We start from the raw sequence: 13,760 nt of genomic DNA, 5'->3' as shown, positions 1-13,760 counted from the left end.
ACGAGTTCGCGGAAGCAGCTACGCCTTGAAATACGCGATCTGCGTCGTGGTCGCGAGCAGCCGCCCGTTCGGCGACCACAGCTCGGCGTTCTGGTCGGCGTAGCTCTTGTGCATGATCTTCGAATCCGCCGTCGCCAGCACGCGCGTGATGTCTTCAGCCGCGAGCTCCTCGGCGTCGGTGTGGAAATAGGTCGTCAGCGACACCGTGCCGAACGGCACCAGCTCGCGCCGGGCGTGGAAAATGCGGCCGAAGAAGGCGTCCGACATCGACATCAGCGATAGCATGTCGAGCTTGCGCGGCGTGCGGTCGCTGATCCAGATCTTCGAGTAGGTGCTGGCGGGCTCGGCCTGCGGCGGGCCGATCCGCATCTCGCCCTCGACGAAGCGGAATTCATACTGGTTGGCCCAGGATGCCGAGATCTTCGGGAATGGCAGCGTCTGCTCGAACGGCTTGGCATCCGGATATTGCGCCACCCTGTGCTCCCAGGACGGACGGCGCTCGGCGAACACCGCGGTGGCGAGCGTTGCGACCTCGCCGCCGCCCTGGCTGAGCTCGACGCTCCAGTGCTGGCTGGAGCGGTTGGCCTTGACGAGGCGCACGTCGAGATCGAACGGACCCTTGGCGATCGGCGCGCAATAATTGACGGTGAGGGCGAGCGGATCGCCGGCGGCTTGCGGATGCTCGATCAGCGCCCGCAAAATGGTCGCGGCGGTGGCGCCGCCGAACGGGCCGACAAAGGCCCAGTAATCGTCGCTGGTGTGCCCCTGCCAGCTAGAGTCACCGGCGGTGACGCGCGTGGCCTCGTCGAACGGGTGCGGGAGCTTGGCGTGCATTGTTGGTCCTCGATGCCTCCACAGCCGTCATTGAGCGTAGCGAAGCAATCCAGACTGTCTCCGCGGAAAGATTCTGGATTGCTTCGCTGCGCTCGCAATGACGGCGGTTGAGGTTGCGGCGTCGTGTCACAACGCCGCTTAGGGGATGATGACGATCATATCATCATCCCTCGCGAAGGATGCAATAACCTCGCAGGTAACGCCGCTTCCACGCCGCGGAAAAATCAGCCCGCGGCGTCGCGCAAATTCGGCAGCAGCGGCGTGGTGGGATTGACCGGCACGTTCCAGATCTCCTCGGCATATTCGCGAATGGTGCGGTCGGACGAGAACCAGGCCATGCGCGCGACATTGAGGATCGAGGCGCGGGTCCAGGCCGGCGCCACCTGCCAGCGCGCATCGACCGCGCGCTGCGCCTCGTAGTAGGAATCGAAATCGGCGCTGACCATGTAATGGTCGAGATAACGCAGCGCGTGCGCGATGGATTCGAAACGGCCGGGGTCGCCGGGCGAGAACTCGCCGGCGCCGATCGCGTTGATGGCACGCTGCAGCTTCGGCGACCGGCGGATCACGTCGGAAGCATCCAACCCCTGCTTGCGCCGGATCATCACGTCGCCGGCTTCCATGCCGAAGATCGCGATGTTCTCGGTGCCGACATGGTCGCGGATCTCGATATTGGCGCCGTCCAGCGTGCCGATGGTGATGGCCCCGTTCAGCGCCAGCTTCATGTTGCCAGTGCCGGAGGCTTCCATGCCCGCGGTCGAGATCTGCTCGGACAGATCGGCCGCGGGAATGATCACCTCGGCGAGGCTGACATTGTAGTCGGGCAGGAACACGACCTTGAGCTTGCCGCCAATCGCGGGATCGTTGTTGACGATTTCGGCGACGTCGTTGATCAGCTTGATGATCAGCTTGGCGTAGCGATAGCTCGCCGCCGCCTTGCCGGCGAAGATCTTCACCCGCGGCACCCAATTGCCGTTGGGCTCGTCCTTGATGGCCTGGTATAGCGCGACCGTTTCGATGACGTTGAGCAGCTGGCGCTTGTATTCGTGGATGCGCTTGATCTGCACGTCGAACAATGCGCCCGGGTCGACCCTGATGCCGAGCCGTTCGCCGATCAGGCGGGCGAGCTGGGCCTTGTTGTGGTGCTTGACGCTGCGGAACTTCTTCTGGAACTCGACGTCGCTGGCGCGCGCCTCGATCAGCGAGAGCTGGGTCGGATCGTCGAGCACGGCATCGCCGCAGCTCTCGCGCAACAAATCGGTCAGCTTCGGGTTCGCCAGCATCAGCCAGCGTCGGAAGGTGATGCCGTTGGTCTTGTTGGTGATCCGTCCGGGATAGAGATGGTTGAGGTCGTGGAACACGGTCTCGCGCATCAGGTCCGAATGCATCGCCGAGACCCCGTTGATGCGATGCGAGCCGACGAAGGCGAGTTGGCCCATGCGCACGCGGCGGCCGCTCTTCTCGTCGATCAGCGACACCGAGGCGCGGAAGTCGATGTCGCCGGGGCAGCGCGCCTCGGCGAGCGCCAGATGCTGCACGTTGATGCGGTAGATGATCTCCAGATGCCGCGGCAGCAGCCGCTCGAACAGCTCGACCGGCCAGGTCTCCAGCGCCTCCGGCAGCAGCGTGTGGTTGGTGTAGGAGAGGGTGGCGACCGTGATCTTCCAGGCCTCGTCCCAGCGGAAATTGTGGAGGTCGACGAGGATGCGCATCAGCTCGGTGACGGCAAGGCTCGGATGGGTGTCGTTGAGCTGCACCGCGACCTTCCCGGCGAGGTTGCGCAGCTGGCCGTCGGAGGCGAGATGCCGCTTCACCAGGTCCTGGAGCGAGGCGGAGACGAAGAAATACTCCTGGCGCAGCCGCAGCTCGCGGCCCGCCGGGCTCTCGTCGTTCGGATAGAGGAACTTGCAGATCGCCTCCGCGCGCGCCTGCTCGGCGCTGGCGCTGACGTAATCGCCTTTGTTGAAGGCATCTAACTTGAGCGGATCGGGCGAGCGCGCCGACCACAGCCGCAGCGCGTTGACGTGGTGGCCGCGCCAGCCGACGATTGGCGTGTCATAGGCGATTGCCTGCACGGTTTCAGCAGGATGCCAGATCGAGCGGTCGCGGCCCTTGTCGTCGACATGCTCGACGCCGCCGCCGAAATTGACGTCGTAGATCACCTCGGGTCGCTGCAATTCCCAGGGGTTGCCGAAGCTCAGCCATTCGTCGGGATATTCCTGCTGCCAGCCCTGATTGATGATCTGACGGAACAGGCCGTAATCGTAGCGGATGCCGTAGCCGATCGCGGGGATCGACAGCGTCGCCATGCTCTCCATGAAGCAGGCGGCGAGCCGGCCGAGGCCGCCATTGCCGAGCGCCGCATCCGGCTCGCATTTGCGCAGCTCCGGCAGCGAGACGCCGAGATCGCCAAGCGCGACCTCGAAGATCTTGAGCAGGCCCATGTTGTTGAGCGCGTCGGTGAAGAGCCGGCCGATCAGGAATTCGAGCGAGAGATAGTAAACCCGCTTGCGGCCCGCGTCGTAGCTGTGCTTCTCGGCCGTGAGCCAGCGATGCACGATGCGGTCGCGCAGCGCGAGCGCCGCGGCCTGGTACCAATCGTGCCTGGTCGCCATGCCAGCGTCCTTGCCGATGGCAAGGCGCAGCTTTGCCAGGATTGCGCCCTTGATCTCGGCCAGCGCGAGTTCGTCGATGGGCTGCCCGGGGGCCGGATAACTGGGCTGGAACGATGAATCCTGCAAAGCCGTTACTTCCTAGGTCGAAACAACTCTTAACTCTACGCGTCCTGCCCTTGCACCGGAACTGTCGCCCGCGTGGCCGTGCACTGCGCTGGCGCAAATTTATGCAAGGAATGGGCCGAATTGGGAACCCGGAGGAGCACGGAGAAACCCAGATTCGGTGCTAGATTACGAAAGATTCAGCCATCAGTGTGGAGAAGCGGACCGTGAGACTGCTGATCGAAATCGCCACTGCGGCCCTGCTCGTCGTCTGCATCAGCGCCACCAGTGCGGCGTTTGCCGCCGGCACGACCGGTCGCAGCGCCGATGGCCTCAGCTGCGGCTTCACAGCGCCGCAGAAGGCGTCGCCCGCAGCCCGCTGCGCTGCGATCAAGCGCCAATGCGGCGGCAAGTTTTACGCAAGCGCGTGCGGCGACAAGCTGATATCCGCAGCGAATTGAGAGCCGTAGGAGGTTTGGTGAGCTTAAGCCGCCTTGCTCTGCACCGTATCGCAAAACTCCGCGAGACGGTCCGCAAGCCGCAGCGTCGCCGGGCTCGCATCCGGCGAAGCCATCAGTGCAACCTCGGTCTTGTTGATCGGCGCAAAGCCGTCCTTCGCCGTCAGCACGCGGTGGTCGGTCTGGATCGCCATCTCCGACAGGATGCTGAGGCCCATGCCGGCGGCGACCGCGGCCTGAATGCCGGCGAGGCTCGATGAGGTGTAGGCGGTGTGCCAAGCGCGGCCGGCCGTTTCCAGCGCGTGGATGGCGCCGGCGCGGTAGATGCAGCCGAGCGGAAAGCCGATCAGCGGCACCGACGGCACGTTGACGTCGACCGGGTGGCTCTTGCTGGTGACCCAGTGCACCCGCTCCGGCCACACCGCGATCGCGTCCTTCGCGCCAGCCTCGCGCTTGTAGAGCGCAAGGTCGAGCTCGCCGCGTTGGAGATCGCGGGCGAGATGCTTGCTCTGGTCGGCGCGCACGTCCAGCCGCAATCCCGGATGCGAGCGCGAGAACGCGCCCAGCAGTTTTGCCAGCCGGTACGCGGCAAAGTCCTCGGGGATGCCGAGCCGGATCGCGCCATCGCTATCAGGCTGGCGCAGCACGTCGCGCGCCTCCTCGGCCAGCGAGAGCAATCGCCGCGCATAGGACAGCAGCCGCTCGCCGGCCTCGGTCGGGCGCACGTCCTTGCCGTCGCGGTGCAGCAGCACCTGACCGACATCCTCCTCCAGCCGCTTGATCTGCTGACTCACGGTCGATTGCGTGCGGTGGACGCGCTCGCCGGCGCGGGTGAAGCCGCCGGCCTCGACCACCGAGACGAAGCTGCGCAGCAGCTCGAGATCGAGCACGGCCGCCTCCATTAAGAAATCCACTGGGCGCGAGTTAATCATTTAATTTCCAAATGGCAAGCGGCCTCCCTAGATCGAGGGCAGAAAAAAACATCCGAGAATGCCCCTCATGTCGCTCGCCAGCTCGCTTCCCGCCCCCCGCAGCCGCTTCAACACATTGCCGCTCGCGATCGGCCTTTTCTGCCTGCTCTGGAGCTACGCCTTCATCGCTGGCAAGATCGGCGTCACCCATTGCCCGCCGCTGATCCTGCTCGCCGCGCGCTTCTCGCTCGCTGGTATCTTGATCCTGGGCGCCACGTTGATCCGCGGCGAAGCCTGGTCGTTGTCGTGGCGCGATGCCGCGATCTTCGCGTTGCTCGGCATCGCCAACAATGCGCTCTATCTCGGCCTCGGCTACACCGGCCTGCAATCGGTCTCCGCCGGCCTCGGCGGCCTGATCGTGTCAGCCAATCCGGTGTTCACCGCGGGCCTTGCCGCGCTGCTGCTCGGCGAAGGCATGACCTGGCGCAAGGCGAGCGGCCTCTTGCTCGGCATCATCGGCGTGACCGCAATCGTCTGGCACCGCCTGTCGGTCGGCACCGATTCGCTGCACGGCATCGTTTTCACGCTGGCCTCGCTCGCTTCGATCGTGGCCGGCACCATCCTGTTCAAGCTGCTGGCGCCGAAGGGATCCCTGTGGATCGGCAATGGCGTGCAGAACCTCGCGGCCGGCATCGTACTGACACCGGTCGCGCTCACCTTCGCCGATGTCGACGCGATCGACTATACGCCGAGCCTGATCGGCGCCTTCGCCTTTCTCGTGCTCGGCGGCTCGATCATCGCTTCTTGGCTCTGGTTTCGTCTCTTGAAGACGTGTGGCGCCACCGCCGCCAGCGCCTATCATTTCCTGATGCCGCCGCTCGGCATGCTGTTCGCATTCCTCGTCCTCGGCGAGCACATCGAGGCGCGCGACCTGCTTGGCATCATTCCGGTCGCGCTCGGCATCTATCTGGTGACGCGGCCGGCGAAGGCGGTGGTGTAGGGTGGAGGCCCCGCTGTTCACTATCGTCATTGCGAGGAGCTCTTGCGACGAAGCAATCCAGACTGCCGCAGCGGAGGCAGTCTGGATTGCTTCGCTGCGCTCGCAATGACGGGGGGCTAGTCCTTCCTGAACACGATCGAGGCCATCCACCCCGTCATCAGCGCCATCGCCACGGTGGCGAGGCCGTAGATCAGGCCGTTCTGGCGGGCGGTGGTGGCGACGAACTGCTCGAAGCCGACCTTGACGATCTCGAACGCGGTCTCGGTCTTGCCGATGAACGCGCCATTTGCAAACAGCTTGATCTCGATCTCATAGGTGCCGATCGGCACCTCCGCGGGCAGCGGAATGCCGGTGCGGAACAGCGTCGGCGTCAGGAACGTCACCGCGCTGCCGTCTTCGCGATAGAGCCCGCGCTGGGTGCGCAGGCGAATGAAGGCCGAGCGGAACGCATCGTTCGGCACCACGTCGGCGAAGTCGCCGCTGACCCGCTGGGTCAGCAGCACGTTGTTGAGCCCGATCTGCTGCCGCCGCGCGATCTCGGGCGAGGTGATGGCGTCGAACGGGCGGTTGGCGAACAGCGCGAGATAGCTCGGCACCTGCAGGAACTGGCGGTAGTCGGTATTGATCCAGATGCCGAAGGTGCGCTCCTTCCGCCGCGTCACCATGTCGGCGCGCGGGCCCATCACGGTGACGACGAGATCGTAGGCGGTGCGGTCCGCGGGCGTCGTCGCATCCTTCTCGACCGAGCCGAACAGCACCAGCTCCTCGCCGGAATAGTTCGGCGTCACCGTGACGCGGTGATTCGAGACCGACACGATCAGCCGCTCGGCCCGCGCAGCGCCGCCGAGCAGCAGGACGAGGACGATGGCGAGAAGCATGCGCCTCATCGGCTCGCTCCGAGCTCACGGATGGTGAAGAGGTCGGAGGGCTGGATCACCAGCTCGATCGCGAAGCGTATTCCGACCGAGAGGATGAGCAAGCCCAGCAGCAGCCGCAGCTGTTCGCCCCGGATCTTCTGGCCGGCACGGGCGCCGAACTGCGCGCCGGTGACGCCGCCGACCATCAGGATCAAGGCCAGCACGGCATCGACCAGGTGATTGGTCGCCGCGTGCAGCATGGTCGCGAACAGCATGGTGACGACGGTGAGAACCATCGAGGTCCCGATCACCGTCGAGGTCGGCACCCTCAAGAGATAGATCATGATCGGCACCAGGATGAAGCCGCCGCCGATACCCATGATGGCGCCGATGAAGCCGATCACGATGCCGACGATCACCACGGGGATGACAGAGAGATAGATCTTCGAGCGCTTGAACCGCATCTTCAGCGGCAGGCCGTGGATCCAGTTGTGGGTGCGGCGCGGCGGCAGTGCGCCGCGCCGAGTCCGCATCAAGGCGCGCAATCCTTCCGAGAACATCAGGCTGCCGACCGTGGTGAGCAGCACGACGTAGGAGAGCGCGATCATCAGGTCGAGCTGGCCGAGCGCGCGCAGCTGGGTGAAGGTCCAGACGCCGAGCGTCGTGCCGGTCACGCCGCCGCATAACAACACGCTCGCCAGCGCCGGATCGATCGCGCGCCGCCGCCAATAGGAGAGGGCGCCGGAAAAGGAGGAGGCCGCGATGTGGCTCGCCACGGAGGCCACCGCGACCGCCGGCGTGATGCCGATGAAGATCAAAAGCGGCGTCATCAAGAAGCCGCCGCCGATGCCGAACATGCCGGAGACGAAGCCGACCGCCGCGCCCATGGCGAGCACCAGGAAGACGTTGACCGGAAGATCGGCGATCGGGAGGTAAAGCTGCATTGAACCTGCGCACCGGCGAGACGGATCGACGAACGCGGAATGCTCGCGGAGAGGACGGAACGATTGCCGCGTCCTTCAATAGCGGAATTCGCGGGCGGGCGGGACCGGGAATTTCAGGCGTGGTGAATGGGTATGACGCGCGCGTGATGATCTCTGCGATCGTCCGCACTCCCGCTGCAGGCGGAGGTCAGAACGGACTGACCGAGAAATACCGTAGCCAGAGATCGGTGTAGCGGCCTTTTTCCCAGATCCGGAACATCGCCCAGTTCAGGGCCTGGCGCAGCACGTCGTTGCCCTTGCGCACGGCGATGCCGATGCCCTCGCCGAAGAAACGGCTCTCGACGAACGGACCGCCGGAGAAGGCGCAGCAATCGGCCGAATCCGTGCCGTTGATCCAGAACGCCAGCGAGATGGCGTCGCCGAAGATGAAGTCGACCTCGCCCCTGCGCAGAGCTGCGCGCATCGCATCGTCATTGGGGTAGGCGTGCAGCTCGGCGTCGGTGAACATCGCCTTGAGATACGCCTCGTGCGCCGAGCCGGCGATGGCGCCGACCTTCTTGCCCTCGAGATATTCGGGGCGGATCTCCGGCATCACCGCATCCTTGCGCGAGACGAAGCGCGCCGGCACGCGGTAATAGGGATCGGTGAAGTCGACGCGGGCGCGCAGCTGCGGGCTCACCGCCATGGAGGCGATGATGGCATCGCCCCGGTTGGAGGTGAGCGCATCGACCAGCGTCTCGAAACGCCGCATCTGCACCGTGCAGGTGACCTTGATCTCCTCGCACAGGGCGCGGGCGAAATCGACGTTGAAGCCGGCCGGATTGCCGTCCGCACCGGTGTAGTTGAACGGCGGATAGTCGGTCTCGGTCAGGAAGCGGATCACGGTCAGGCGGGACAGGTCCGGCCGTTCGGGGCGCCGGCGCGGGTCCCAGAACCCGGGCACCGCCTGCGGGGCGGCCTGGGGCGCCGCCTGAGGGGTGGTCTGTGGCGCAGCCGGAGGCCGCTTGGCGGGAGCTTGCGCGTTCGCCTCGGTGAGGCCGCCGAGCAGGCAAAGGCCAGCAGCCAGCCCTGCCAGCAAGCCACGGACAGATTTGAGCGATTTCGCCTGTTGCGATGGAGCCATCGGCCGAAGGAATGAATTTCGTCGGGATCGGAGGGCCTTATAGACCATCCCGCCGGGAACGCGAGCGCCGATTGTGGCCAGCGTGAAGCTCAGAGATACCGCTTCAAATCAACCGCTGCCTCTTCCGGCGTCCGCTTCAAATTGAACGGCGAGACGAACCTGCCCTCGCGGTCCATCAGGTAGATCAGCGCGGTGTGGTCCATCGTGTAATCGCCGTCCTTGGTCGGGACCTTTTTGGCATAGACCCGGTAGGAGGAGATCACCTTGGCGGTCTCGGCGGGGTCGCCGGACAGGCCCTGGAGGTGCGGATCGAAGCTCGACAGGTAATCCTTCATCGTCGCCGGCGTGTCGCGCTCGGGATCGACCGAAATGAAGATGGCATTGACCTTGTCGGCGTCCTTGCCCAGCGCGCGCAGCACTTCCGAGATCTCGAACAGCGAGGTCGGGCAGACGTCGGGGCAATGGGTGTAGCCGAAGAAGATCAGGGTCGGCTTGCCCTTTAGGCTCTTGTCGGTGACGGCCTTGCCGTTCTGGTCGGTCAGCTGGAACGGGCCGCCGATCGCGGCCGGCTGTGCCACCTTGCCGACCCCGCCCATGGCCCAGAACATGATCAGGAGCCCGACGACGAGGCTTGTAGCGAAGGCGGTCGCGATCACCAGCGGACGGGTGGCGGAGCTCATGGGCGGAAAACTTCCTGTCGCAGGTCAGAAGCAGGCGGCAAAGCCGGTCCTGATCATTTCGAAGAACACCTGGCTGCCATAGTGGAACCAGAGCGCCAGCGCGCCGATCACGGCGAGACCGCCGATTGCAGCGCCCGCCCACAGCAGCACGGATGGCATCCGCCCGGCAGTGGGCGAATTGTCCGATAGCCGATGTGCCGGGTGCAGCGGTTGAGCCATGACAACGATCGGGACGAAGGCCCCGGTTCCCTGGCTTTCAGATAGGCTTTGCGCCGGCTGCGAGCAAGGCGCCGCCCGCAGGCAAGACGCCGCGGCGGCGCCAGAGGACGCCGCCAGCCTGTGGATGTCAGTGGAGGAGCTGGCCCCGGGCGGATTCGAGCGGCTCCGCTTGCGGGAGCGACCGGCGCGACGGCCTGGTCGTCGAGGCCTGCGCGTCCAGGTAGCACGGCTTGTACATGGCCTGGAGCTGCTTGCCCCTCAGGAAGAGCATCCGCGGGGTGAGGCCGCCCCGCTGGCCGATCCAGCGCCTGATCTGCGAGGGATACATCGCATAGAGCATCTGGGTCGCTTCGGGATTGGTGATGGCGCGGCCGTTCGCGCCGAAATCCCAGGCGGCATGGAAGCCCAGCGTCGCATGCGAGGTCACGCAGATCCGGTCGTGCGGGATAGCACCGAGAACGATGGTACAGGCCGAGGCGCAGAGGCCATCGATGATGACCGTCTCGCCCGATTGCCTGAGGTCCTGGTACTTGTCGACGTAGGTTCCGATCCGGCCGCCGCGGTCATCCGCGATCCGAACCACCGCGTGAGAAGCCCCCATGCCTGCGATCAAGAGAACCGCCGCAAGCAACCCCGTCAGAAAATTCATTTTCCCCCGCCCCAGTCGAATTCGAATCTGTGTGTCAGGTGATGATGCACGGCTAGCGTCGGTCGTAACCGAGGCTTTGTCTAGGCAGGCCTGCTGGCTCAAAACAAATTAAATCCAGTGTTGCGTCCGCGCTGCACCCGGCCGGTCTCCATCCCAAAGTGGAACAAGTTAACGAGGTCTTGCGCGCCCTACCCTTGATCTCAGTTGCAACCGCTGGCTTCAATCCGGGCAACTACAGGGGGGAACCCTTGAGGAGGAGAAAAACTTGGAGGGGGAAGCGCATGGTTGAAGAAACGGATGTCATCGTCGTCGGTGCGGGACTGTCGGGCCTCGTTGCCGCCACTGAGATCGCTGATGCGGGCAAGCGCGTGATCGTTATCGACCAGGAAGGCGAGCAGTCGCTGGGGGGCCAGGCGTTCTGGTCGTTCGGCGGATTGTTCCTGGTCGATTCGCCGGAGCAGCGCCGGCTCGGCATTAAGGACTCCTACGAGCTTGCCATGCAGGACTGGCTCGGCACCGCCGGCTTCGACCGCGACGAGGATTTCTGGCCGCGCCAATGGGCCGAAGCCTATGTGGCCTTCGCGGCCGGCGAGAAGCGCGGCTGGCTGCGCGCGATGGGCCATCGCTTCTTTCCCGTGGTCGGCTGGGCCGAGCGCGGCGGATATGATGCGATGGGCCACGGCAATTCGGTGCCGCGCTTCCACGTCACCTGGGGCACCGGCCCGGGCATCGTCGAACCGTTCGAGCGCCGCGCGCGCGAGGCGATGAAGACCGGCCGATTGATCTTCCGATTCCGCCATCGCGTCGATGCGCTCTCGGTCACCAATGGCACGGTGGATGGCGTCAGCGGCGTCGTTCTTGCGCCTGATGATGCAGAGCGCGGTAAGAGCTCCTCGCGCAACGTGGTCGGTGACTTCGCGTTGAAGGCGCAGGCCGTGATCGTCGCCTCCGGCGGCATCGGCGGCAACCACGAGCTCGTGCGGCAGAACTGGCCGGAGCGGCTCGGTGAGCCCCCGAAGTTCATGATCTCCGGCGTGCCCGAGCATGTCGACGGGCGCATGATAGGCATCACGGAAAAGACCGGCGCACGGCTGATCAACCGCGACCGCATGTGGCACTACGTCGAGGGCATCCAGAACTGGAACCCGATCTGGCCGCGCCACGGCATCCGCATCCTGCCGGGTCCTTCCTCGATGTGGTTCGACGCCACAGGCACGCGGCTGCCGGCGCCGCTATTCCCGGGCTCGGACACGCTCGGCCAGCTCAAATACATCATGTCGACCGGCTACGACTATTCCTGGTTCATCCTGACCCAGAGCATCATCAAGAAAGAGTTTGCGCTGTCGGGCTCGGAGCAGAACCCGGACCTGACCGGCAAGAGCTGGCGCATGACGCTTCGCCGCGCCACCAACAAGGGCGCGCCGGCGCCGGTGGAGGCGTTCAAGAGCCATGGTGTCGACTTCATTGTCCGCGACAAGCTCGATGAGCTCGTTGCGGCCATGAACAAGCTCGCCGGCAGCGATCTCCTCAAGCTCGAGCACATCAGGATGCAGATCGAGGCGCGCGACCGCGAGATCGCCAATCCCTACGTCAAGGATGCGCAGGTCATGAACATCCACAATGCGCGCCGCTATATCGGCGACAAGTTGATCCGCACTGCTTCTCCGCACCGCATCCTCGATCCCGCGCATGGGCCGCTGATCGCGGTGAAGCTCAACATTCTCACCCGCAAGACGCTGGGCGGCTTCGAGACCGATCTCGACTCCCGCGTGTTCGGGGAGGAGGGCCGCGTCATTCCCGGCCTTTACGCCGTCGGCGAGGCCGCCGGCTTCGGTGGCGGCGGCGTGCATGGCTATCGCTCGCTGGAAGGCACCTTTCTGGGCGGCTGCCTGTTCTCGGGCCGCAATGCGGGCCGTGCCGCCGCCAAGGCAGTGGGCTAGACCATGCGGCGGCGGATGCGCATCGCCACGCTGATCGCTGCTTTGACGGCAGCTTCGGCTGCGTCCGCCGATACGGTCGATGTCAACGGGGTGAAGCGCTCCTACACCGCGCAACTGCCGGCCAAGCGGCCCGCACCGCTCGTCATCGTGCTGCATGGCAAGACCCAGCGCGGCGCCGACATGGTCACACGGACGGCCTGGCCGCAGGTCGCCAAGCGCGAGGGCCTCGCCGTGGTGTTTCCGGACGGGCTCAACAACGCATGGGCGGACGCGCGCACCAAGGCGGGGCCGGCCCTGCGCGGACCACCGGTCGGCACCGATGACGTCGCCTTCATCGCAAGGCTGGTCGAGAAGCTGGTGGGCGACGGCACGGCCGATGCGAAGCGCGTCTACGTCGCCGGCGTCTCGAATGGCGGTGCCATGGCGATGACCATGGCCTGCGCGCGGGCCGATCTGTTTGCGGCGGCTGCGAGTGTGATCATGAACCTCAACGATGAAGCCGCCGTCACCTGTCATCCGTCGCGGCCGCTGCCGATGCTGCTCATGAACGGGACCGAAGATCCGCTGGTCCCTTATGAGGGCGGGCGCGGATCGAGCTATTTTGCCGCAGAGGGATTCTGGTCGACGGACGAGACGCTGGCGTTCTGGCGCAGGCTCAATGGCTGCGAGACCGACGACGCCGGGATCACCGACATGCCCGACGCGACGCCGGCGGACCAGTCCACGGTGACGCGGATCAGCTCGCGCTGTCCGGCTGGGCACGACGTCGTGCTCTATCGCATCAACCACGGCGGCCACCGCATGCCAGGCTTTGCTCCGGATGCCCGATTCCCGAAGGTCGCCAGGAACCTGCTCGGACCGCAGAACGGCGACATCGACGGCGCCGAAACGATCTGGACGTTCTTCAGCCGGTTTCCGTAAACGGCGTTGCTGCCCCACGCATGCGTGCCGGGCAACGCATGCGTGGCAGGCAACGCACGCGTGCCAAGGGGTGGCACAGTGCAAACCGCTGGGCTAGACAGGGCCGCCATTCCAGCCAGGAGATCCAGATGAGCATTCAGCGTTTTGAAACCGGCCCGCGCATGAGCCAGGTCGTCGTGCACGGCAACACCGTCTATCTCGCCGGTGTCGTCGCCAACAAGGCGGCCGGCGAAAGCGTGACGAAGCAGACCCAGGACATCCTGGCGACCATCGACGGTCACCTCGCCAAGGCCGGCACCGACAAGTCGAAGCTGCTCTCGGCCACGATCTACATCACCGACATGAAGACCTTCGCAGAGATGAACGCTGTGTGGGACGCCTGGGTCTCGCCCGGCAATACGCCTGCGCGCGCCACCGTCGAAGCCAAGCTGGCCGCCCCGCAATACACCGTCGAGATCATGGTGACGGCGGCGAAGTAATTTTTGCGAAAACCTCACGCGCGTTGAT

At 65.2% G+C, this 13,760-nt stretch carries 14 protein-coding genes; 5 read left to right on the top strand and 9 right to left on the bottom strand.

The genetic code is table 11. The features are described 5' to 3' along the window. Window positions 1–18: 18 nt before the first annotated feature. On the bottom strand, window positions 19–834 hold the full coding sequence (locus tag I6F28_RS21700; protein WP_109145473.1) for an acyl-CoA thioesterase: 816 nt from the start codon (window positions 832–834) through the stop codon (window positions 19–21). Window positions 835–1,058: 224 nt separating this feature from the next. Next, on the bottom strand, window positions 1,059–3,575 hold the full coding sequence (locus I6F28_RS21695; RefSeq protein WP_057027505.1) for a glycogen/starch/alpha-glucan phosphorylase: 2,517 nt from the start codon (window positions 3,573–3,575) through the stop codon (window positions 1,059–1,061). 203 nt (window positions 3,576–3,778) lie between these two features. Here I6F28_RS21695 and I6F28_RS21690 point away from each other — a divergent pair, with 203 nt between their 5' ends. Next, entirely contained in the window at window positions 3,779–4,012 is a 234-nt protein-coding gene (locus I6F28_RS21690) for a hypothetical protein (protein WP_057027807.1), read from the top strand. Window positions 4,013–4,035: 23 nt separating this feature from the next. Here the strand turns inward: I6F28_RS21690 and I6F28_RS21685 are convergent, their stop codons facing one another. Continuing rightward, window positions 4,036–4,899, bottom strand: coding sequence for a LysR family transcriptional regulator (locus I6F28_RS21685; protein ID WP_225127163.1), 864 nt, complete (start codon window positions 4,897–4,899; stop codon window positions 4,036–4,038). A 109-nt stretch (window positions 4,900–5,008) separates the two neighbouring features. Between I6F28_RS21685 and I6F28_RS21680 the strand changes: the two genes are divergently transcribed. Then, window positions 5,009–5,920, top strand: coding sequence for a DMT family transporter (locus I6F28_RS21680; RefSeq protein WP_036014164.1), 912 nt, complete (start codon window positions 5,009–5,011; stop codon window positions 5,918–5,920). 116 nt (window positions 5,921–6,036) lie between these two features. Here the strand turns inward: I6F28_RS21680 and I6F28_RS21675 are convergent, their stop codons facing one another. The 6 genes from I6F28_RS21675 to I6F28_RS21650 all read right to left on the bottom strand — a co-directional run bounded on the left by I6F28_RS21675 (window position 6,037) and on the right by I6F28_RS21650 (window position 10,392). Beyond that, a complete protein-coding gene (locus I6F28_RS21675) occupies window positions 6,037–6,807 on the bottom strand; it encodes a TIGR02186 family protein (protein WP_225140979.1) in 771 nt (256 codons plus the stop codon). Beyond that, a complete protein-coding gene (locus I6F28_RS21670) occupies window positions 6,804–7,721 on the bottom strand; it encodes a sulfite exporter TauE/SafE family protein (protein WP_057027507.1) in 918 nt (305 codons plus the stop codon). Before I6F28_RS21670 ends, I6F28_RS21675 begins: the two co-directional genes overlap by 4 nt. Window positions 7,722–7,908: 187 nt before the next feature. Beyond that, complete coding sequence (locus I6F28_RS21665) at window positions 7,909–8,844, bottom strand: transporter substrate-binding domain-containing protein (RefSeq protein ID WP_036014158.1); 936 nt, start codon at window positions 8,842–8,844, stop codon at window positions 7,909–7,911. An 89-nt stretch (window positions 8,845–8,933) separates the two neighbouring features. Next, on the bottom strand, window positions 8,934–9,524 hold the full coding sequence (locus I6F28_RS21660) for an SCO family protein (RefSeq protein WP_036014156.1): 591 nt from the start codon (window positions 9,522–9,524) through the stop codon (window positions 8,934–8,936). Between the two features lie 24 nt (window positions 9,525–9,548). Then, the gene (locus I6F28_RS21655; RefSeq protein ID WP_036014155.1) at window positions 9,549–9,743 is read right to left on the bottom strand and encodes a hypothetical protein; all 195 of its coding nucleotides are present in this window, start codon (window positions 9,741–9,743) and stop codon (window positions 9,549–9,551) included. Window positions 9,744–9,870: 127 nt separating this feature from the next. Next, a complete protein-coding gene (locus tag I6F28_RS21650; protein WP_036014153.1) occupies window positions 9,871–10,392 on the bottom strand; it encodes a Clp protease/crotonase-like domain-containing protein in 522 nt (173 codons plus the stop codon). 281 nt (window positions 10,393–10,673) lie between these two features. Between I6F28_RS21650 and I6F28_RS21645 the strand changes: the two genes are divergently transcribed. The 3 genes from I6F28_RS21645 to I6F28_RS21635 all read left to right on the top strand — a co-directional run bounded on the left by I6F28_RS21645 (window position 10,674) and on the right by I6F28_RS21635 (window position 13,732). Further along, window positions 10,674–12,332: an FAD-binding dehydrogenase gene (locus I6F28_RS21645; protein WP_036026461.1), complete on the top strand. Its 1,659-nt coding sequence runs from the start codon at window positions 10,674–10,676 to the stop codon at window positions 12,330–12,332. Window positions 12,333–12,335: 3 nt separating this feature from the next. After that, window positions 12,336–13,253, top strand: coding sequence for a CE1 family esterase (locus I6F28_RS21640; RefSeq protein WP_225140977.1), 918 nt, complete (start codon window positions 12,336–12,338; stop codon window positions 13,251–13,253). A gap of 128 nt (window positions 13,254–13,381) precedes the next feature. Next, the gene (locus I6F28_RS21635; protein ID WP_025032572.1) at window positions 13,382–13,732 is read left to right on the top strand and encodes a RidA family protein; all 351 of its coding nucleotides are present in this window, start codon (window positions 13,382–13,384) and stop codon (window positions 13,730–13,732) included. Window positions 13,733–13,760: the final 28 nt, after the last annotated feature.

The sequence above is a fragment of the Bradyrhizobium sp. NBAIM14 genome (genome assembly GCF_020193895.1).
Classification (GTDB): Bacteria; Pseudomonadota; Alphaproteobacteria; order Rhizobiales; family Xanthobacteraceae; genus Bradyrhizobium; species Bradyrhizobium yuanmingense.
This window is presented reverse-complemented; position numbering and strand designations above follow the sequence as displayed.

Excerpts from the sequence above, each read along its gene's own strand:
- I6F28_RS21700 (WP_109145473.1), bottom strand. The coding sequence starts at position 834 with ATGCACGCCAAGCTCCCGCACCCGTTCGACGAGGCCACGCGCGTCACC.
- I6F28_RS21680 (WP_036014164.1), top strand. The coding sequence starts at position 5,009 with ATGTCGCTCGCCAGCTCGCTTCCCGCCCCCCGCAGCCGCTTCAACACA.
- I6F28_RS21675 (WP_225140979.1), bottom strand. The coding sequence starts at position 6,807 with ATGAGGCGCATGCTTCTCGCCATCGTCCTCGTCCTGCTGCTCGGCGGC.
- I6F28_RS21670 (WP_057027507.1), bottom strand. The coding sequence starts at position 7,721 with ATGCAGCTTTACCTCCCGATCGCCGATCTTCCGGTCAACGTCTTCCTG.
- I6F28_RS21665 (WP_036014158.1), bottom strand. The coding sequence starts at position 8,844 with ATGGCTCCATCGCAACAGGCGAAATCGCTCAAATCTGTCCGTGGCTTG.
- I6F28_RS21660 (WP_036014156.1), bottom strand. The coding sequence starts at position 9,524 with ATGAGCTCCGCCACCCGTCCGCTGGTGATCGCGACCGCCTTCGCTACA.
- I6F28_RS21655 (WP_036014155.1), bottom strand. The coding sequence starts at position 9,743 with ATGGCTCAACCGCTGCACCCGGCACATCGGCTATCGGACAATTCGCCC.
- I6F28_RS21650 (WP_036014153.1), bottom strand. The coding sequence starts at position 10,392 with ATGAATTTTCTGACGGGGTTGCTTGCGGCGGTTCTCTTGATCGCAGGC.
- I6F28_RS21645 (WP_036026461.1), top strand. The coding sequence starts at position 10,674 with ATGGTTGAAGAAACGGATGTCATCGTCGTCGGTGCGGGACTGTCGGGC.
- I6F28_RS21640 (WP_225140977.1), top strand. The coding sequence starts at position 12,336 with ATGCGGCGGCGGATGCGCATCGCCACGCTGATCGCTGCTTTGACGGCA.
- I6F28_RS21635 (WP_025032572.1), top strand. The coding sequence starts at position 13,382 with ATGAGCATTCAGCGTTTTGAAACCGGCCCGCGCATGAGCCAGGTCGTC.